A 20,127-nucleotide genomic window follows, 5' to 3' on the forward strand; every position below is an offset into this window, starting at 1 on the left:
TTATCCTGACTCCTTTATTTGCGGTTTAATTCAGCCATGCGTACCGGTTTTCCGGTTTCGGCAGACTCGATGCAAGCAATCACGAAGCTGAGCGCTTTCCGTCCTTCTTCCCCGGAGACAACCGGCGTGCGGTCTTCGCGGATCGCATCCGTCATATCCTGAATGATGCACTGGTGACCGGGAATGCCGTAAGGGTCCTTTTCCACCTGCTCGATGACCGCTTGTGCTTCGTCCTCTTCCAGTCCCTCAAACTTCCATTGCTTGATCCAGTTTGCGGTTGGCCCGCCGATGATGGCCGTCCCTTTTTCCCCGAAAATACTGAGGGATTCCTCCAGATTGCGCGGATAAATGGTGACAGCCGCTTCAAGCACGCCGAGAGCGCCGTTTTTAAAACGGATGATCGAAACCGACGTATCTTCCGCTTCAATGTCACGAACACGGGTCGCATGATATGAGGAAACTTCCTCGATATCGCCCATCATCCACAGCAAAAGATCCATATTGTGAATGGCCTGGTTCATCAACACGCCGCCATCCATCGCTTTGGTTCCGCGCCAGGGTGCCTGGTCGTAATAAGCTTGATTCCGGTTCCAGCGCACGGTCGCATTGGCGTGACCCAGTTTTCCAAAAGCCCCGTTCTCCAATTGTTTGCGCAATTGGACGACAGCCGGGCGAAAACGGTTTGGATGAACGACAGCCATTTTCACTCCATTTCGCTCACAGGCATCGATCATTCGATCGGCATCTTCCAGGGTGAGCGCCATCGGTTTTTCCACGATCACATGTTTTTTCGCTTCAGCCGCCTGTACGGTCAAATCTGCATGCAGTCCGCTGGGGGTGCAGATATTCACCACATCGATATCCGATTTCAGCATTTCCGATAAATCGGTGTAACCGCGAACGTCGCCCACAGCAAACTCCTTCAGCCGCTCTTCGTTGGTATCGCAAACGGCTGCCAGCTCGGCTCCTTCCACTGCCGCTATGGCAGCCACGTGCTTTTTGGCAATATGTCCACAGCCTACAATTCCATAGCGTATCACAGAATCGCCCTCTTTTCTTATCCACAAAATCGGTCAACACGATTTACATTTTTAAGTATCGCTCATGAGAATAAAATGGTATTGAAAAACGAACAACAAAGTGGATTGTTGCGTCAGGCTCTTACACCTTGATGCAGGGGAGTGAGCAAGATCGCTCTGGCAATTATCCCCCGAACGCGGATCAAACCTCTTTCGTTCCGTGACGTCAACGGAGGTCATCCGCTCTCAAAAATCCCTCTTTTCATCCTGATTATTCACAAGCATATATTACAGTAACGTTACAAACCTACCATACACTGTAACATAGTTGAAATGTTTTGGGTATCCCCACATCAAAAAAGTCATAAACTTTTCCGTTCTATCACTTCTTTGTAACACTCTTTGGTTCTGGCCGCATTCTGTTCCCAGGTCAGGGATTTGGACGCCTCCAATGCCTGCTCTCCCATTCTCCGGCAAAGCTCTTCATCCTCCAGAATTTCCCTCAAGGAAGCAGCAATGCGTTCCACATTCTCACTCGGGACGAGCCAACCCGTCTCGCCGTTTCTCAACACCTCTGAAATTCCTCCGACATCCGTTGCCACCATCGGCCGGCCGCACCCCATCGTTTCCAGCAAAATCGACGGCAATCCCTCGCTCAGGCTGGTCAATGCGACCACATCCGCACTGCTGATCCACAAAGGGATCTCGTCATAGGGTTTTCTACCCAAAAAAGTTACATGTGCCGCAATGCCCAATTCCTCCGCCTGCCGGGCCAATTCTGCGCGAAGCGGTCCATCTCCGACCAAATAAAGGCGGATTCCGTTTCCATCCGGAACGATTTGCTTAAACGCTTGCAAAAGAAAATGAACCCCTTTGACCGGGAGCAGGTTTCCCACAAACAACACGCTTTTTTCCCGTTCCGGCAATCCCAGTCGCCGCCGTGCTTCTTCTTTCGCCACCGGGAAGAACTGCTTGGGGTCAAAGCCGTTATAGATGGTGGAAACGGAAAGGTCCGGCCACATGGCCAGTGCTTCTCTTTTCAGCCGGTCACTCACTGCGATCACATGATCATTTCCCTGAAGTGCACGAAGCGTGCGGGCATGGACTCCCTTGTTCCGCTTTGGATAAAGCAAAATATCAGATCCGTGGATCGTGCTGACAACCGGGACTCCAAACTCCTCTTTCAATTTTGCTCCTGCATAACCATCCGGATAAATCGTATGGCAATGGATCAGGTCGAAGGAAAATTCCTCGCGGATGGAGGAAATCACTTTTCGCAGTGAATCGATATAGTAATTCCCATACTGCGAAAAGAAAAATCCACCCGGAAACATCCGTGTCGGCACATAATGGACGGGAATTCCCTCTCTTACCATCCGCCCGGGCAAACGGCGGTACCCCCGCCATTTCGGATAAAGCGGAAATGAAGGCATCGGGGCGACGACGCGAACATCTAGCCCGGCCTCTTGCAGTGCTTTTGTTTGGTTTTGCACAAAAATTCCCGCCATCGGGTTTACACCATTTGGATACATATGGGAAATAACGAGTATGCGTTTTTTCATCGTCCAACACATCCTTCAGAAATAAAAGACCAAGCGGATTTCATTTCCACTGATTCTCCGGGGGTAGATCGGGCCAAATCGGTGATAATAAGCATAACACCCCTTTTGGAGGAGAAAGGATCATGAGAAGACAAAAAATGGCGAGTGATTCGTATGACTCCACGCTCGGAATCATAAACGGGATAATGATTAGTCTTCCATTATGGGGTATTCTCTATTTCAGTCTTCGCCTTTTTCATCTCTGGGATTAACCGAAACGGACATGAGAAGGAAGGTCCTCCTTTCACGGACCTTCCGCTTTTATGTATCAAGCTCTTCCGTTCAGGAAATGGCAAACATCAATTCTCCCTCGGCCACCACTTTATCACCGATGCGGGCTGTCCCTTTCCCTTTGCCTACCCGTCCTTTGACGCGGGTCATTTCCACCTCCAGCGTCAGCACATCACCCGGCTTGACCTGATCGCGGAAACGCACATTGTCGATCCCGGCAAAGAACGCGATTTTGCCGCGATTTTCCTCCAAGCTGAGAACCGCAACCGCTCCCACCTGCGCCAATGCTTCAATGATGAGAACTCCCGGCATCACCGGATATTCCGGAAAATGGCCGAGGAAAAAAGGCTCGTTGATTGTCACATTTTTCACACCGATTGCTTTCTTTGCCGGCTCAAGGTGCGTGATCTTATCGACCAGCAAAAAGGGGTAGCGGTGCGGAATAATTTCCTGAATCTGCTTTGCATCAAGTTCCATGGTCAAACTCCTTTCCATTCTCAGGGCTTTCCGGCTTCAGGCACTTGTCATCATTATAACGAATGGGCCCTGGAAATACCAAGGGAGCGGCGCCCGCAAAATGGGCGGATTTCTTACAAATGAAGGTGCATTTTCCCAAACAAAAAAGACTCCGGCATCTGAGCAGGAGCCTCTTTTCTTAATGCTTTCATCAATCATCTTCAATTTTTTTGCGAAGCCACCTGTTCCACGGCGCGGGCCACTCTTCGATGCACTTCCGGATCAAGCGGGTGAGGAGCCAGTTCTCCTTCGCTGGTGCAATCGGCGATAGCCTGTGCCGCCGCTACCAGCATCTCATGGGTGATATCACGTGCGCCGGCATTGAGCACCCCGCGGAAAATTCCGGGGAATCCGAGAACATTGTTGACCGAACGCCCGTCCGCGGCAAATGCTGCTCCCGCTTTCAGGGCACATACCGGATCGATCTCCGGCTTCGGATTGGAAAGCGCCAGAATCACCTGCCCCTGACGAATCATCTCCGGCTTGATCAGGCCCGGAACGCCAGTGGTTGCCACGACGATGTCACATTTTTCCATCAACTCTTCCAGTGAACCGAGCGGTGTGCCACCGTATTGCCGCAAACGGTCGAGCGCGGCTGCCTGACGATCCACCCCGCTCATCTCTTTAACTCCATAAGCCATAAACATGCGGCAAATGGCCAGTCCCGCCGCCCCCAGACCAATCTGTCCGACGACTGCGTCCCTCAGTTCAATTCCGGTCGCACGACAAGCCGAAATCGCTGCGGCAAGAGTGACAACGGCCGTTCCGTGCTGGTCATCATGCATGACGGGAATCGGGAGTTCCCGTTTCAGGCGTTCTTCGATTTCAAAGCAATGCGGGGAACCGATATCCTCCAACAAAATGCCACCAAAACTGTGACTGATGTTCTTAATCGTGCGAACCACCTCATCGGGATCGCTGGTGTCAAGCAAAATCGGGATACCGCTGATTCCGGCAAAGCGGTCAAATAATGCCGCTTTCCCTTCCATCACCGGCATCCCGGCCAGCGGTCCGATATTTCCCAATCCCAAGATGGCCGTACCATCCGTCACAATAGCCACAGTATTGCCGATGCTTGTATAATATCGGGCTTTCTCCGGCTCTTCCTGGATTACGCGGCAAACGTCAGCCACACCAGGGGTATACACCCGGCGCAAGTCAGCCAGTGAGCGTATATCCAACTTGCTGACCATCCGGATTTTCCCACCTTCGTGCGCTCTCAGCACCTCATCTGAAACTCCGTGCACATAAATGCCGCCTCCAAGTGCTTCGATCGCCCGCACAACCACTTCCAATTGTTCATCGCTTTCAAATTGAACCGTGATATCACGAACGGTGGAGAGCGGTCCGATTTTGATAGTGGTAATATCCCCGATATCTCCGCCGGCCTGTCCGATCGCAGTGGTCACTTTGCCCAAATTGCCCGGTCTGGAGGGGGTTTCTACGATAATAGTACGTGTAATATTTCGTGCCGTCATTGGTGCACCTCCCCATTCCCTTATCATACAAAATCTCTTTATATAAAAAAAGAATCGGTTTTATTTTCGCCGATTCTTATTGCATCATCCGTCCATTGACCGTTTTCAATTGCAGCATATAGATGAGCGAAGTGATATAAGAGAGCACAATCACCGACCACAAGAACGTTTCGGCATTCGGCAAGTCGAAAAGAAGAAGGAATAATGTCAAATAGAAAAGAACGGTTGTCAGCTTGCCGAAAATGTTGGCCGGAACCGTTTTTTTACCGCGAAAATGAAAAATCGCCGAGCAGACGATCATGGTAAAATCGCGGAAAAAGATCGCAAAAGCCGCCCAAAAACTGATTTTCCCCGAAATCAGAAGCGACAGGAAAATGGCGATCATCATCAGCTTGTCCGCCAACGGGTCTAACATAATTCCGAGCTGGGTAATCTGTTTGGTCTTGCGCGCTAAGTATCCATCCAACACATCAGTCAAACCTGCGAGAAGGATAATCCCAACCGCCCAGTACATGTGGCCCGGCAAATCCGAAAAGAAAACGAACAGATACAAGGGAATAAAAACAAAGCGAACCAACGTAATCAGATTGGGCAAATTCACCAAGATCCCTCCTCACAGTTACTGATTTTCACACGATCCCCTCTTCCGAAAAGAAAAGCTCCCGTCTGTACAACCTCGACGGGCCTATTTCGTAAAGAGCAAATCATAGATATGGTTCCACATGCTCATATTAAAAAGATCGCCTGCCGGTTGATCCCCGATCACCGTATGACCGATGATGAATCCTACAATCAAGACCACAACGATCGTAACGGGGAACCACAGGATTTTGGCTATCCGCGCCAGGTTTTGGCTCGAAGATTTTTTATCTTCTTTTGCATCTTCCCCAAAACGTTTATCCTGTACACTTGGTTTCTCTTTTGCTTTGGTTTTTTCTTTTACCTTGGGCTTTTCTTTCTGTTCCTTCGACTTTGGTTCTTCTTTTTCTGCTTTTGCGTTCGATTCTTCTTTTTTCGGAAGCGGTTCTGCTTGAAAGACAGGTTTTTTAACTTCCGTTTTAAACTGCGCCTGTTCTTCGCTTTTGGTTTGCTTGGGATCGATCAGGTACTCCTTAAAGTCAATCGGAGTTAATGTGTCTTCGATCGTAAGCTCCCGCTTGGCCGTCTGCGTTGACTCGGCAGAAGAAGCAACTTCCTTTTGCGGGGTTTCCCCTTCTTTGGCCAGGCCCGCTTTCCCTTGCGGCTTGGAGAGAGGATCTGCATCCTCTTTCGGAGAAGATTTCGGCGAATTCCCGGCAACGCCCGCCGTACTGGATTCGTTTCCATCTTCTTTTTTGGGAGAAACCGCCTCATTTTTTTTGCTTTTGGCCAAGATCAGTTCTATATCCTGCTCTTCCTCTTCGTCTTTGCTCCATTTCAGCTTTCCGACGGGCAAACGCGTCATTTCTTTGGTTTCCGAAGGCGAGCTTTTTTCTTTGGTTTCCTGTCCGGGACTTTCAACCGTTTCCGACTTTTTGTCAACTGGGGTTTCTTTATTTGGATAACTCATCTGCATTCCTCTCCAAAGGCTTACTTCTCCACATTATGATTCAACCATCTATAAAAAGCTCGTCCAAAGCAAAACAACAAGCAATTGATAAAATCCAGCTATGTTCATAATAGAATATATCGTAACTATTAACATAAGTCTACACTTAGAGCTGGAGGAGTTTGAACGTTTCTTATACAGAAAAGAGCACCGGAGACTGTCAGGCCACCTCGCAAAATGAGATTTTCTCTCTCTTTTTTTAATCTTATGTAATGCGTCCGGTGCCACAGGAAAATATTAAACTTTCAGTGAAACTTCCCCTGATTTATTTTCCTTATTCCGCTTATATTTGATCTTTGTCGCTTCTCCTCCTCGAATATGGCGAATGGACTTATGATATTCCAAAATTTCCTTCACCTGATTCGCTAAATCGGGATTGATTTCGGGAAGCCTCTCCGTCAAATCCTTATGCACGGTACTTTTGGAAACGCCAAATTCCTTGGCGATCATTCTCACGGTATTGCGCGTCTCCACAAAGTAATGCCCGATCTTTATGGTCCTTTCTTTTATATAATCATGCACCCGCCGTGCCCCCTTTCATTCATTTGGTACATTATATTGACAGGGGGTAGGGGTTATTCTTTCGAAACGCGCTGAGACAGGCATAAACAAGCTATTTTTTATGGGTCGCGGCAGCCTCCGCTCCTCCCGAGTTGCTGCCCCGTTTTCCCCCCTCCGGCTTCACCATTTTATGGATACAAAAAAACGCCCTCGTTTTTGAGAGCGTTTCGCCTTCAGGAATTTGGCAGATATTCAGCCGGATTCATTGCTTGATGATCCTTGTTTCTGACTTCAAAATGCAAGTGGATGCCCGCTTCTCTTTCAAAGCTGTTCCGGCCTGCTGTGGCAATCACCTGTCCTTTTTTCACCATTTGCCCTTTTTTCACCTTGACTTCTTTCAGACTTTGGTAGACGGTCGTAATCCCGCTGTCGTGTTGGATTTCGATTTGGTATCCCACAACCGGATTCGCTTCAACACGAATAACCTTTCCTTCCAATGCCGCGACAACATCAAATGACTTCCCGTCTTTGCGGGCAAAGTCAATCCCGGAATGCGGCCAAAAGGAATTGGCATATTTGACCAGCGAAGCTTCCCGCTCCTTTTCGGAAGCCGCTTCATCATAAAAACCCATCGTCTTCACCGCATGCGCATCCGGGGCAATCGGCAACACGAAATCATCATCTGTCGGATTGGATGGAATCGGCTCCATCGGCAGAGATTGTTGAACGGTGCGTTTTGTTGTCTCGGTCACTTGATGAACCCGATAATCCTGATACCACCAAGCAATAGCTAGAATCAGTGCTGCCGCGGTCAGGTAAACGGCCGGGAAAAACCATTTCTGGGCAAATAATTTTTTCCACTTCAAACGGCGCTTCGCTTTTTCAAAGTCAGAAACTTGATTTTTTGGTTCCTCAGGTTTCATGAACAATCACCTCAGGAACCATTGTCGACCTCGAAATCTCTTTTTATACCCAAGCCTGCAAATTTTTGGTATATTCCCCGAACCCCTCTTTATCCGACACTTGAAGAATCGGGGATCGGGCTGATATCCACGCCGTGATAGTAATATTTGATAATTTGCTCCACCTTTTTCCCCTGTTTTGCCATCATGTTGGCTCCCCATTGGCTCATGCCGACCCCATGCCCGTAGCCTTTGGTGGTGATCTGCACGCGATCCCCCGTGATTTTCCAGGAAAAATCAGAGGATGGGAGATTCAGCGCTTCCCTTACTTTGCGGCCGCTCAATAACTTGTCCCCCACCCTGACCTGGGCCACACGATTGCTCTGAGTCCGGTTGATCACTTTTAACAGAGGCTCCCCGGTCGAGGCAGACAGGCTGATTTTAATGCCGAGCGACTTTTCCAGCTTTCCGATCAATTGCGTCAATGACATGCTTTGCTGCTGCAAAAACTTGGGAGAGGTTTCATCCCAGGGCGACGAAACGCTGCGCAGATAAGGGTACTTCTCGTTGAAATAATCCTCGGAGTTTTCCGTCTGCCCATTGCTTGTCGAGAAAAAAGCGGCATAAATCGGTTTTCCCTGGTAGGTGATAATCTCTCCTTTGGTAGCCGCAACCGCTTCGGAAATCCTCTTCCAATTTTGCTGATACTTGTTTCCCCATTCGCGATGCAGCTTTTCGTTTGTCGTATACACCTGGTGCTGCACCGTATCGGTGACATAGGCGCTTTTCGCTTTTTCTCCCCACTCAGCCATATCCTTGAAATTTCCTTTTTCCATCCGGTCGACGATATACGTTCTGGCCGCCAGCGCCTGCGCCTTTAATGCTTCCATGGCAAAGTCGGCCGGCATCTCTGAAGCAACCACTCCGCAGACGTATTGCTCCAGGGGGATCTCGACGACGCGTTGTTCCTCCGTCAAAAAAACCCGCACCTTCCACTTTTGCTCATCTACGCTCTTTGTTGCACCGGAATCCGCCAATGTGGGAGAGGAATCCGATCCGATCCACACCAACACAGCCGGAATGACGGTAATCACCAGCAACAACCCCAGAAAGACAAACAGGTATCCCTTATGCAAGCCGCTTTCGCCTCCGTTTTTTGTATAGTGCCGGTATTGGGTTACTCCATCTCCTGAGTACCGATTAAATCACTATTAAACTATGAAAAGCGGAAAGCGGTTTAGAACAAAAAACAGAATGTAACCGATGGGTGAGGACATTGGCGAGACAAACCGGAACGCAGGAAAGTCAAGATGAGTCACATCCCGCCATGCAATCGCGCTTTGATAGAAAAAAAGAAAAGCGACCACCTTTCACACGGTGATCGCTTTCCTGTTACTCATTTCAGGCAAAGGATTTTTGTTTGAGATGACTTGCTTCTTCCACGGGTACGCGGGCGATCTTGGCCCCGAGTCCCCGCAGCTTGCCCACGATGTCCACATATCCGCGGTCGACGTGATGCAGTTCGGTCAGCTCGGTGATCCCCTCGGCTGCCAGTCCCGCCAGGATCAGAGCGGCCCCCGCACGCAGATCGGTCGCTTTCACCTGCGCTCCGGACAGCGGTTTCCCGCCGTCGATAATCGCAGTCCGACCGTCGATTTTGATTTGCGCTCCCATCCGTTTAAACTCTTCCACATGCATAAAGCGATTTTCAAACACGGTTTCCGTCAGCAGGCTGGTCCCTTTTGCCGTCAGCAGCAGCGCCATCATCTGCGACTGCATATCGGTGGGGAATCCCGGATAAGGAAGCGTTTTGACATCGGCCGGTTTCAAATCTCCGTCAGCCCGGACATGAATGCCGTTTTCCCCGTCCAGTACATGGACTCCCATCTCGCGCAATTTGGCGATCAACGGAACGAGGTGATCGGAAATGGCTCCCTCAACGAACACCTCACCGCGGGTAATCGCAGCTGCAACCATGTATGTTCCCGCTTCGATGCGGTCGGGAATGACGGTATACTCCGTTCCGCGCAAGAAATCCACACCGTCGATGCGGATTTCATCGGTACCGGCCCCCCGCACTTTCGCTCCCATCGCATTGAGGAAATTGGCCAAATCGACGATTTCCGGTTCACAGGCGGCATTTTCGATAATGGTGCGCCCTTCCGCCAGCGTCGCGGCCATCATGATGTTTTGGGTCGCCCCCACACTCGGGAAATCGAGATAGATCGTCGCACCTTTCAGCCGGTCGGGGACATACCCTTCAATAAAGCCCTGTCCCGTCTCAAACTGAACCCCCATCGCTTCAAATCCCTTGATGTGAAGATCGATGGGACGGCTACCGATTGCACACCCTCCGGGGAGCGGAACACGTGCGCGTTTTTTGCGAGCGAGGAGAGGCCCCATGACCAACACGGACGCTCTCATTTTGCGCACCAAATCATAAGGTGCTTCGGTGGAGATCATTTTTTCCGCATTGATCACGACATTGTCTTCATTCAGCGTTACGGCAACTCCGAGGCGCTTCAGCATCTGCGTGATTGTTTTGACATCCTCCAGCATCGGTACATCCAGAATCGAAATTTCCCCTCTGGAAGCCAGGATCGATGCCGCAATCAACGGAAGGACGGCATTTTTTGCCCCGTGAACTTTTACTCTGCCTCTTAATCTCGTCCCACCCTGAACAATAATTTTTTCCATAGCTCTTCCCCCCCATAAGACCTAATATTCTATGGTGATAATCGGAGTTCCTAATGTCAATATCAAGCGATGAGTGTCATGATTCATCCGTGCCGCAACCTGTACATTCATCACTCCACCGCCTGTCCGAATGCCGCTGGAGAGTAGGGGAGAAAACAAGGATAGGCTAATGGTGCGGTCTGTCCGCATCTCTTCCACTTCTCTTGCTTTAAGCATCCGGGTTACCCGGGTCAACAAGTTTTCAGCATCAGTATGCCCAACCGACGCGGTACCTTGTACGGAAAAATGATAAGAAGGGATGATTCCGTTTTCTCGCAAAACCTTCGTACAACGGTCACGCGCTTTTGCAAAATCAGCCCCGGGCTCCCCCTTCCCGATCAGTTGAAGGGAAAGATACGGCCGAACCTTATCGCTGGACGGCTCATCGTTGATCATAACCCATTGCACCAGGAGATCCGGTGCAATCCATCCCGTTGCCGTATATCGGATTCCGTCTGTTTCTGCATTTTTTTTCAACGAAGCTGTGCCTAAAGAGACTTGGAGCTTCCCAGCCAATTGGTCCATTCTCTCTTTCGTCATTGCATCCGGTGTACGGCTTCCAAAATGGAGCACATAAAGCTCCGGACGTCCACCGACAGAATGAAAAACCTGCAGCAATTTTTGTTCCGGTCCCAATTTCATCTGGGAACCCATCAGCAAGAAGGAAAACAACAGCCAAACGGTTGCTTCAATCAACCGAAATTTCCTCATCATCCTTCTCTCCCATAAATTAATATTATTCCCATTTTTCGCATTTACGGGAGAGAATATACCCATGATCCCCTAAAAGAGCTGCCCCAGCAGTTTGGACCAACCCAGATAATCGATGAAGAAGGTGGCGAGCTGATGACCCAGGACCAAGGCCAAAATCACATGAAGAGCCTTCACTGCAGTTTTTCGCCCTTTCTTGAAAATGACTTCGAGGCGAACTCCCGTCAGCACCCACCAACAGACCAAAATGCAGGCGAGCGAAATGAGTATGTCCACCAGAGAAGAAAGCGCCAATTGCGTCGCTCCATCCATCATATGCACTCCTTCAGGCACATGTTCTCACATGGTATCATGGTACAAAAAAATGAACGGTCGCGCAAAGTTTTTTTCTGATTGGCAAACAAATTTCGATTTTCGCCTGCCTGTTTTCCCGACGCTTCACCCGGAATTGCCGGTAAAGTCGGCTGTTCTCAAGGCATTCCGCAAAAATACCCCGCTTCGTCCGACCAGGAAACGGGGTATTTTTTGTCCCGATCACCCTTATTGTCGAATCGCATTTTGCGCCTGGGCAAATGCGGAATGCCAATCGATTTTGCCCAATTCGTGCAGGAGAAGGTCGGGAAACAACCCGAGCGCCAGCGTTCCGGTAACCCCGATCGCCAGAACGGCCCAGGCTGCCCAGGAAACGCTTACCCTGGGGGCGGCAAGATCCGGCGCCCGAAAATACATCTGGCGTATAAACTCAAAGTAGTAATAATAGGAAACAATCGTTGTCAAAATCATGGCGGCTGCGAGCCAGGCCTGATTGCTGCCGACGGCGCTGGTAAGCAGGTAAAACTTACCGAAAAAGCCGGCTGTCACCGGAAAACCGGCCAACGAGATTAAAAAGATGGTCATGACACCTGCCAGCCAGGGAGAGCGGCGGGAAAGTCCGGCAAAGGCGCTGATCTGGTCGTTTTTACAGCTTTTTGCGATGCAATCAGCCACAGCGAATGCCCCTGCCGTCATGAACAGATAAGCACACAGGTAATAGAACAGGCTGGGAAACAGATCAAAGCCTACAAATCCCAGCGTCGAGAGCGGAACCAAAACATACCCCGCCTGGGCGATACTCGAATAGGCGAGCAGACGTTTGGCATTGGTTTGCCGCAGCGCCGCCGTATTGCCGATAATCATGGAGCAGGCCGCCAAAATCATTAACAGCCATGAGACAATTTCATTCCAGGCTCCCGTGCTGACCAACGGGAGATAAGCGATCAGGAGAACCCGGGCCACAAGGGCAAACGCAGCTGCTTTGGAGACCACGGCCAGAAAGATGGTAACGGGTGTCGGGGACCCCTGGTACACATCGGGTGTCCAGGTGTGAAACGGAGCGGTGGCAATTTTGAAGCCAAAGCCGACCATCATCAAAAAGAGCGACACATAGATATATGCCTGATCTTGCGTTGCCACCATTTCCACCATTTTTCCCTGAATCGCAAACAGGTTCGTGGCTCCCGTCAATCCGTACAAAAACGACATCCCGTAGAGGAGAAAGGCCGAAGACACCCCGCCCAACACGACATATTTCCATGCCGCTTCATTGGAATGCCGGTCGCGTTTGTTTATGCCCACCAATATGTACGAGGACAGACTCAGCAATTCCAACCCCACATACAGCGCGAGCAGATCAGCCGACGAAACCATCATCATTCCGCCCAAAAGAGCTGCGAGCAAAAGTATATAGTATTCGCCTTTCGGTTTGGGCTGTTCATTCTTCCCCCCGGCAAGGGAAAAGAGGATCGTCAGTCCTCCCCCGCCCAGCAGCAGGGCTTTGAAAGCCAAACTGAAAGAATCGACCCGATACGAGTCATTGAGGATCTGATAGGGCGGATGTCCAAACTCCATTCCGACGCTGACGCCCGCAGCAATCACGGCAAGCAGGCCGAGCCAGCCGATCCAATTGCGCGATGTCGATTCTTTGAGCAATAGCTCAAGTATCACAAGAAGGGCGGCGGCAGAGACAATGATCAGCTCCGGAGCCATGACCCTCAGATTAAAATCAAGCAATGTATGTTCCATGTCCCTACCCTCCGATCTTCGCTACCAGATATTGTAAGGTATGGTGCATCGGTTCGCCGAGCGCCGCCGGGTAAATTCCGATCAGCACGATCAAACCGACCAGCACGAACATGGGGACGCTTTCCTTCGCTTGGATGTCGAGACTGTTGAGATAGCGTTCCTTCAGCGGGCCAAATGTCGTTTGCAACAGAAATCTCAATACATAAACGGCGGCCAAAATGAGGCCGAGCGCTCCCACCGAAGCCACAATGGGACGCACTTTAAACAAACCGAGGAAGGCGAAAAATTCGCTGATAAATCCCGACAATCCCGGCAACCCCAACAAAGCCAGCGCACCGACCATCAAAATCCCAGAGAGGACGGGCATCGTTTTGGCCAATCCGCCCAAATCGTCCAACAGCGTCGTTTTGGTGCGATGGTACAAACTCCCAACCAGGAAGAAGAGCAGGGCGGAAATTAACCCGTGGGAAACCGCCTGGAAAATCGCCCCTTGCAATCCGATTTCATTTAAAGATGCGAGCCCGAACAACACGATCCCCATATGACTGATGCTCGAGAAGGCCAGCACGCGTTTCAGTTCCCTTTCCACAAAGGCCAGGATCGCGCCGTACAAAATATTGACCAGCCCGAGAATGGACAAGACAGCAGCCGCTTCCTTCATAAACCCCGGGAACAGGCCCACCCCGAACCGGATTAAACCATAGGCCCCCATTTTGAGAAGAATCCCGGAGTGGATCATCACCACAGGCGTCGGCGCTTCCACATGCACCCGCAGCATCCAGCTGTGAAAGGGAAAGATTGGCAGTTTTATGCCAAACGCGATGAGCAGGCTTATGAAAATGAGCCAGAGCATCGTTTGCGCCTGCGGTGGCAACAATGCCATCTGAGTGGCCAGCTGGGCCATGCGTTCCTGTAAAACCGAATAATCGAGTGAGCCGAAAAAGAGGAGCAGCCCGACCATGGCAAAAAGCAGGAACCCGGAACCCAAACCGGTATAAAGCAAAAAGTGGTTAGCCGCCTTCTCCTTGCCAAGGTAGCCCCAGCCGCCAATGAGAAAGAAGGTGGCGATTAACGTCACCTCAAAAAAGATGAAAAACAGGAACAGGTTTGCCGCCAGAAACACCCCTGCCATCCCCGTCTGCAAAATCAGCAGGAGCGCATAATAGGCTTTTGTCCTCTGTTTGATATAAAGGGAGGCAACCGCCGCTAATGTGCTAACGATACAGGTGAGAACGACCAGTGGCAGCGACAACCCATCAACGCCCATGCTGTAATGAAACTCCCAGGGCATTCCACCGAAAATCGGAATCCGGAACCAGGTAACGGACTTAAACCACTGCATTCCGTTCAACGCCGGATCGAATCGCTGATACATCACAATTGCCAAAATCAGCGACGGAATCGTGCTCAAAATCCCGACGAAGCGGTGCCCTTTTACCAGATCACGGGGAAAAAACAGCAAAATCACCGCACCGAGCAGTGGAAAAAAGGTGACGAGCGTTGGCAACCAATCAACCCAACTTGTCATGGAAACAACCTCCCCGCTGTCAAACCGACAATCAAGATCACAAATCCGATCAAGCTAATTAAAACGTAGGTCTGCGCTTGCCCGTTTTGCAGGCGGGATCCGATTCTTCCCACCAGCTGGGCAATCCAGGCGCTCAGGTAAACGAGCCCACCAATGAGAAAGCGGTCAAAACCGGTCAGTATCCAGCCCAGTCCCTTCAGCGGCCAGACAAGCACGGCCCGGTAAAGCTCATCGAGGTAATACTTCCGATAAACGACCTGATATGCCCAAGGGACAGACTTTGCCACCCGTTCGGGGCTGATCCGCTCTGAGGCGTACATGGCATAAGCGAGAAAAATGCCGGCGGCCGCCACAACAATCGCCACTGCCGAGATCCACACCGGCGCATGCTCAAGCGAAATGGTGGCAGTACCGGTACGGGTCAGCCAATGTGCCAGCCGGTCTCCGGGAGTGTTGAAAAACCCGCTGATGATCGACATAAAGGCCAAAATCAGAATCGGGACCATCATGACCCGCGGCACCGGCTCCCTGTTTTTCTCTCCCCGCGCCTGTCCCGCAAATACCATAAAGAAGAGGCGGAACATATAAAAAGCGGTGAAGAAGGCGGCAAGCACCCCGACGATGAACAAACCGGTTCGCCCGTCGGCATACGCCGATTCCAAAATCTCATCCTTCGAGAAGAAACCGGAAAAAGGCGGAATTCCCGAGATCGCCAAACATCCGATCAAAAAGGAATACCCCAGCCATCGATGTGTTTTCCACAATCCGCCCATTTTTCTCAGATCCTGTTCGTGGTGCAGGCTGACGATCACTGCACCTGCGCAGAGGAAGAGAAGGGCTTTAAAAAAGGCATGTGTCATCAGATGAAACATCCCTGCCACATAACCCGTTGATCCCAATGCCAGCATCATATAGCCGAGCTGGCTCACTGTCGAGTAAGCGAGCACCCGCTTGATATCATTTTGCGCCACACCGATCGTCGCAGCGAAAATCGCCGTAAATCCGCCGACATAGGCAACGACGTTCATCGCCTGATGCGAAGCGGTGAAGAGGAAAAAGAGATCTGCCACCAGATAGACACCGGCGGCCACCATCGTCGCAGCATGGATCAGCGCACTGACCGGAGTCGGGCCTTCCATCGCATCCGGCAACCATGTGTGAAGCGGAAATTGCCCCGATTTTCCGACAGCGCCGACAAAAATCAAAATGGCGGTCAGGGTGATGATCCCCGGGGTCAGTTTACCGTTCAGAACCGCCGCTTTTACATCCATCACCTCAAAACTGCCCACATGCCAGTAGAGCAAAGCGATGGCGATGAACAAACCGACATCCCCGATCCGGGTGACCACAAACGCTTTGCGGGCTGCCTCCTTTGCTTCCGGCTTGAAATACCAGAAGCCCACCAATAAAAACGAGCAAACGCCCACTAATTCCCAGAAAAAATAGATTTGCAGCAAATTGGCCGACATCACCAGACCCAGCATGGAGAAGGTGAACAGGGTTAGATAAGCATAAAACACGGTAAAGCGCTCATCTTTCCGCATATACCCGTACGAATAGAGATGAACGAGAAAACTCACACCGGACACGATCACCAGCATCAGGACATTGACCGGTTCCAAACGCATGCTGAGAAAAACGGCCTTTTCCCCGAGATGAAACCACGGTATGCTCCATGTGATCGTCTGCCCTTTGCCCAAACTCCCCCACAGGACCGGCAGTGTGACGGCAAATGAGGCGAAAGTGGCGATAATGCCGATTCCCGCCGCCGCCTTTTCCCCCCAGAACCTCCTGCCAAAAATCAACAAAAGGAAAGCGAGGAAAGGAAAGAGGGGAATGAGGAGTGCAACTTGTGCGCTCATATGAAATCCTTCCTTCTCTTGAGATTTTTGCGCTTAACCTTTCATCGAATCATAACGGTCTGCTTCCGCCGATTGCACATTGCGGTACAGCGCGATCAAAATGGCGATCCCCACGGCAGCTTCCGCCGCGGCTATCGTTATGGTGAACAGGGTAAAAACCTGTCCGGTCAAACCGGGGAACAGACCGAATTTGGAAAAGGCGACAAAGTTGAGATTCGCTGCATTTAACATCAACTCAATGCAAAACAGAACGATAACCGCATTCCGCTTGGTTAACACCCCGTACAGGCCAATGCTGAACAAAATGGCCGATAATGCGAGATATGATGTCAGCTGCATTCGTTTTCCTCCCTCTTAGCCAAGATCACGGCCCCTACCAGCGCCACAAGGAGCAGGATGGATGCCACTTCAAAAGGAATGGCGTATTCCTTGAACACCGCCGCTCCCAACTGGTGGATGCCAAAATCCTTCGGATTGCCCTGGCCACTGAGGAGCGGCGTGCGATAAATCGTCCACATCAACACTCCCAAAAAGCAGGCAACACCGATAAAGCCGATTACCCCCTGCCAGCGGGCGACGGCGCTTTTTTCTTCATACCGGTGCTTGGTCAACATGATGCCAAACAGCATGAGGATCGAAATGGCTCCCGTGTAGATCAGCACCTGGATCACCGCCAAAAACGGTGCATTGAGCAGGAGATAAATGCCGGCGATGCTGAAAAAGGTAAAGGCCAAAGCCAAGGCCATATGCATCACGCGCTGCATGTTGATCATAAAAACGGCTCCGCCAATCGCCATCACGGATAAAACAAAAAAGGCGATAAATTCGCCAGACAGGTTCATGTTGTTTTACCTCCCGGCTTCTTGATCAGATTGGTGCTGTTTTCGCTGCGGATATTTTGGTTGTTTTCATGGAGCCACCGGATGTCCTTGAATAATTCATCGCGGCTGTACACGGCAAGTTCATAGTTGTTGGTCATGACAATCGCTTCCGTCGGGCAAACTTCCGTACATAAATCGCACAGGATGCAGATTTCAAAATTGATGTCAAAGGTATCGAGGACTTTCCCTTTTTTCTCAGGGTCCGGATTTTTTTTGCCGGTCAGTTGAATGCAATCGGTCGGACAGATGCGGGCACATTGATTGCATACGATGCACTTTTCCGGGTCCAGGTACTGAATGCCCCGAAAGCGGTCCGGCATCTTGAGCGGCTCGTCCGGGTAACGGTAGGTAACTCTCGGTTTGGTCATATTCTTCAGGGTAATTCCCAACCCCTTCACCAATCCCAACACCACTGATCCCTCCTGTCGTATCGATTAATAAAAGTGCCCGATTCCCGGTACTTCTTTCAGCACCGCTGTCAGGAAGATATTGAAAATCGCCAGCGGCAACAGCACTTTCCAAGCAAACTGCATCAGTTGGTCGACGCGAATGCGCGGCATGGTCGCCCTGAGCCAGAAGAGGAAAAAGACGACGAGCAAAAATTTGAGAATAAACCAGATGATCGGCGGGATTATGGTAAGTCCGAACGGGGCATTCCATCCGCCGAGATAAAGAACCGTGGTCAGGCTGGCCATCGCAAACACATACACGTATTCCGCCAGCATGAAAAAGGCGAAGCGGAATCCGGTGTACTCCACGTGATACCCGGCAACCAACTCCGATTCAGCCTCCGGCAAGTCAAACGGAGTCCGGTTGAGTTCGGATACGGCAGCAATCAAAAATACGAGAAATCCGATGATTTGCGGAAAAATAAACCAGACGTGCTTCTGGCTGTGAACGATATCGTTCAGGTTGAGGGAACCGGTCGTCATGATGATCCCGACCACCGACATGACCAGCGGGATCTCATAACTGATCATCTGCGCCGCCGAACGCATTCCGCCAAGGAGCGCATATTTGTTATTGGATGCCCATCCACCGACCATAATACCGATAATCGTGATGCTGGAAACAGCCATGTAGTAAAGCAAACCGACGGCAAAATCAGTGAATTTCCATGTCTCGGTAAAAGGAATGACCGCAAGAACGGCAAAAGCCGGCACAAACGCTATGGCAGGTGCCAGTTTGAAGAGAGCGCGATCAGCCTTTTCCGGTATCACATCCTCTTTGATCAGCAGCTTAAACACATCCGCCACCGTTTGCAGCATTCCCCAGGGTCCCACACGGTTGGGCCCGATGCGGTTCTGCATCCAGCCGATCACCTTGCGTTCAAACAGGATCGCATATGTAACAAAGGCAAGGACGATCACCAAGAGCAGGACCGGGGCCAAAATCGCCAGCAGGCTCATCAGCAGTCCACCTCCCCGAGCACAATGTCGATTCCGCCCAATATCGCCACCAGATTGGAGATATTTTCCCCTTTTAGAAGAACGGGAAGAATCTGCAAATTGTAGAAGGAAGGCCGCCTGAATTTCAACCGCCACGGTTTGTCTTTCCCTTTGCTCACAATGTGGCAGCCCAATTCTCCGCGCGGGGATTCGATTCCGACGTAAATCTCACCTTCGGGGACGCGCAGAACACGCGGTACTTTGCCCATGATGGAACCGCCTTCCGGAAACTGGTTGACTGCCTGCTCGATAATTTTGAGCGACTCCACCACTTCATTCATCCGGCAGAGATATTTATCATACAGGTCTCCCGTTTTCCCTGTCGGCACATCAAACTCAAACCGACTGTAAATGGAATAGGGCTGCTTTTTGCGCAGGTCCCAGTCGATCCCGGTCACGCGGAGGTTCGCTCCGGACAAGCCGTACTGGATGGCCAGTTCCTTGCTGTATACGCCCACACCCTTGGTCCGCGAGATAAAAATTTCATTACCCGTAATCAGAGCGTGATAATCCCGCATCTGTTTTTTCATATATTCCACAAAGGTTCCCACTTTTTCAATCCATCCCGGCGGTGCGTCCCATTTTACACCTCCGACGCGCATGTAATTATACGTGATCCTCGCGCCGCAGAGTTCATTGAACAGATTCAGGATCTCTTCCCGATCCCGGAAGGCATAAAGAAAAGGGCTCATCGCACCGACATCCAGCAAGTAGGTTCCCATCCACACCAAGTGGCTAGCGATCCGGTTCAATTCCATCACGATCACACGCAAATATTCGGCCCGTTCGGGGATTTCCAGCCCCATCAATTGCTCAGTGGCATGAACGATGGCATAGTTATTTGTCATCGCGGACAAGTAGTCCATCCGGTCGGTATAGGGAATGATTTGCGTATAATTCAGGTCTTCTGCCAGTTTTTCCGTCCCCCGGTGCAAGTAGCCGATCACCGGCTCCGCATCGACGATCATCTCCCCGTCGATTTTCACGATCAAGCGCAGGACACCATGTGTACTCGGATGTTGGGGACCGACATTCAACAGCATCTCTTCCGTCCGGAGCAAGGA

20 protein-coding genes are annotated in these 20,127 nt (G+C 50.8%); all 20 read right to left on the minus strand.

The window, feature by feature from the left end; genetic code table 11:
• Positions 1 to 14: 14 nt before the first annotated feature.
• The 20 genes from JG50_RS0106880 to JG50_RS0106975 all read right to left on the minus strand — a co-directional run bounded on the left by JG50_RS0106880 (position 15) and on the right by JG50_RS0106975 (position 20,124).
• The gene (locus tag JG50_RS0106880) at positions 15 to 1,040 is read right to left on the minus strand and encodes a Gfo/Idh/MocA family protein (protein ID WP_033100377.1); all 1,026 of its coding nucleotides are present in this window, start codon (positions 1,038 to 1,040) and stop codon (positions 15 to 17) included.
• A 341-nt stretch (positions 1,041 to 1,381) separates the two neighbouring features.
• Positions 1,382 to 2,581, minus strand: coding sequence for a glycosyltransferase family 4 protein (locus JG50_RS0106885; RefSeq protein WP_033100378.1), 1,200 nt, complete (start codon positions 2,579 to 2,581; stop codon positions 1,382 to 1,384).
• A 321-nt stretch (positions 2,582 to 2,902) separates the two neighbouring features.
• Complete coding sequence (gene fabZ, locus JG50_RS0106890; protein ID WP_033100379.1) at positions 2,903 to 3,328, minus strand: 3-hydroxyacyl-ACP dehydratase FabZ; 426 nt, start codon at positions 3,326 to 3,328, stop codon at positions 2,903 to 2,905.
• 200 nt (positions 3,329 to 3,528) lie between these two features.
• Complete coding sequence (locus tag JG50_RS0106895) at positions 3,529 to 4,845, minus strand: NAD-dependent malic enzyme (RefSeq protein WP_033100380.1); 1,317 nt, start codon at positions 4,843 to 4,845, stop codon at positions 3,529 to 3,531.
• Between the two features lie 76 nt (positions 4,846 to 4,921).
• Entirely contained in the window at positions 4,922 to 5,446 is a 525-nt protein-coding gene (locus tag JG50_RS0106900; protein WP_033100381.1) for a CDP-alcohol phosphatidyltransferase family protein, read from the minus strand.
• An 84-nt stretch (positions 5,447 to 5,530) separates the two neighbouring features.
• Entirely contained in the window at positions 5,531 to 6,394 is an 864-nt protein-coding gene (locus JG50_RS0106905) for a DNA-directed RNA polymerase subunit beta (protein WP_033100382.1), read from the minus strand.
• Between the two features lie 276 nt (positions 6,395 to 6,670).
• The gene (gene spoIIID, locus JG50_RS0106910) at positions 6,671 to 6,955 is read right to left on the minus strand and encodes a sporulation transcriptional regulator SpoIIID (RefSeq protein ID WP_033100383.1); all 285 of its coding nucleotides are present in this window, start codon (positions 6,953 to 6,955) and stop codon (positions 6,671 to 6,673) included.
• Positions 6,956 to 7,167: 212 nt separating this feature from the next.
• Positions 7,168 to 7,857, minus strand: coding sequence for a M23 family metallopeptidase (locus JG50_RS0106915; protein WP_033100384.1), 690 nt, complete (start codon positions 7,855 to 7,857; stop codon positions 7,168 to 7,170).
• Positions 7,858 to 7,946: 89 nt separating this feature from the next.
• Positions 7,947 to 8,972, minus strand: a complete 1,026-nt coding sequence (gene spoIID / locus JG50_RS0106920) for a stage II sporulation protein D (protein WP_033100385.1) — start codon at positions 8,970 to 8,972, stop codon at positions 7,947 to 7,949.
• A gap of 265 nt (positions 8,973 to 9,237) precedes the next feature.
• On the minus strand, positions 9,238 to 10,533 hold the full coding sequence (murA, locus tag JG50_RS0106925) for a UDP-N-acetylglucosamine 1-carboxyvinyltransferase (protein WP_033100386.1): 1,296 nt from the start codon (positions 10,531 to 10,533) through the stop codon (positions 9,238 to 9,240).
• Positions 10,534 to 10,554: 21 nt separating this feature from the next.
• Positions 10,555 to 11,283, minus strand: coding sequence for a YwmB family TATA-box binding protein (locus JG50_RS0106930; protein WP_033100387.1), 729 nt, complete (start codon positions 11,281 to 11,283; stop codon positions 10,555 to 10,557).
• Positions 11,284 to 11,355: 72 nt separating this feature from the next.
• Entirely contained in the window at positions 11,356 to 11,595 is a 240-nt protein-coding gene (locus tag JG50_RS0106935; RefSeq protein ID WP_081943767.1) for a DUF1146 family protein, read from the minus strand.
• 228 nt (positions 11,596 to 11,823) lie between these two features.
• Complete coding sequence (locus tag JG50_RS0106940; protein ID WP_052154086.1) at positions 11,824 to 13,344, minus strand: NADH-quinone oxidoreductase subunit N; 1,521 nt, start codon at positions 13,342 to 13,344, stop codon at positions 11,824 to 11,826.
• Between the two features lie 4 nt (positions 13,345 to 13,348).
• Complete coding sequence (locus JG50_RS0106945) at positions 13,349 to 14,872, minus strand: complex I subunit 4 family protein (RefSeq protein WP_033100389.1); 1,524 nt, start codon at positions 14,870 to 14,872, stop codon at positions 13,349 to 13,351.
• The gene (gene nuoL, locus JG50_RS0106950) at positions 14,869 to 16,734 is read right to left on the minus strand and encodes an NADH-quinone oxidoreductase subunit L (RefSeq protein ID WP_033100390.1); all 1,866 of its coding nucleotides are present in this window, start codon (positions 16,732 to 16,734) and stop codon (positions 14,869 to 14,871) included. Before nuoL ends, JG50_RS0106945 begins: the two co-directional genes overlap by 4 nt.
• 33 nt (positions 16,735 to 16,767) lie before the next feature.
• Complete coding sequence (nuoK, locus tag JG50_RS0106955) at positions 16,768 to 17,073, minus strand: NADH-quinone oxidoreductase subunit NuoK (RefSeq protein ID WP_033100391.1); 306 nt, start codon at positions 17,071 to 17,073, stop codon at positions 16,768 to 16,770.
• Positions 17,064 to 17,570, minus strand: coding sequence for an NADH-quinone oxidoreductase subunit J (locus tag JG50_RS0106960; RefSeq protein WP_033100547.1), 507 nt, complete (start codon positions 17,568 to 17,570; stop codon positions 17,064 to 17,066). The genes nuoK and JG50_RS0106960 overlap by 10 nt, the downstream gene beginning before the upstream one ends.
• 2 nt (positions 17,571 to 17,572) lie before the next feature.
• Entirely contained in the window at positions 17,573 to 18,025 is a 453-nt protein-coding gene (nuoI, locus tag JG50_RS0106965; RefSeq protein WP_033100392.1) for an NADH-quinone oxidoreductase subunit NuoI, read from the minus strand.
• 24 nt (positions 18,026 to 18,049) lie between these two features.
• On the minus strand, positions 18,050 to 19,024 hold the full coding sequence (nuoH, locus tag JG50_RS0106970) for an NADH-quinone oxidoreductase subunit NuoH (protein ID WP_052154088.1): 975 nt from the start codon (positions 19,022 to 19,024) through the stop codon (positions 18,050 to 18,052).
• Positions 19,024 to 20,124: an NADH-quinone oxidoreductase subunit D gene (locus JG50_RS0106975; RefSeq protein ID WP_033100393.1), complete on the minus strand. Its 1,101-nt coding sequence runs from the start codon at positions 20,122 to 20,124 to the stop codon at positions 19,024 to 19,026. The genes nuoH and JG50_RS0106975 overlap by 1 nt, the downstream gene beginning before the upstream one ends.
• Positions 20,125 to 20,127: the final 3 nt, after the last annotated feature.

The organism is Thermoactinomyces daqus, from assembly GCF_000763315.1.
Classification (GTDB): Bacteria; Bacillota; Bacilli; order Thermoactinomycetales; family Thermoactinomycetaceae; genus Thermoactinomyces_A; species Thermoactinomyces_A daqus.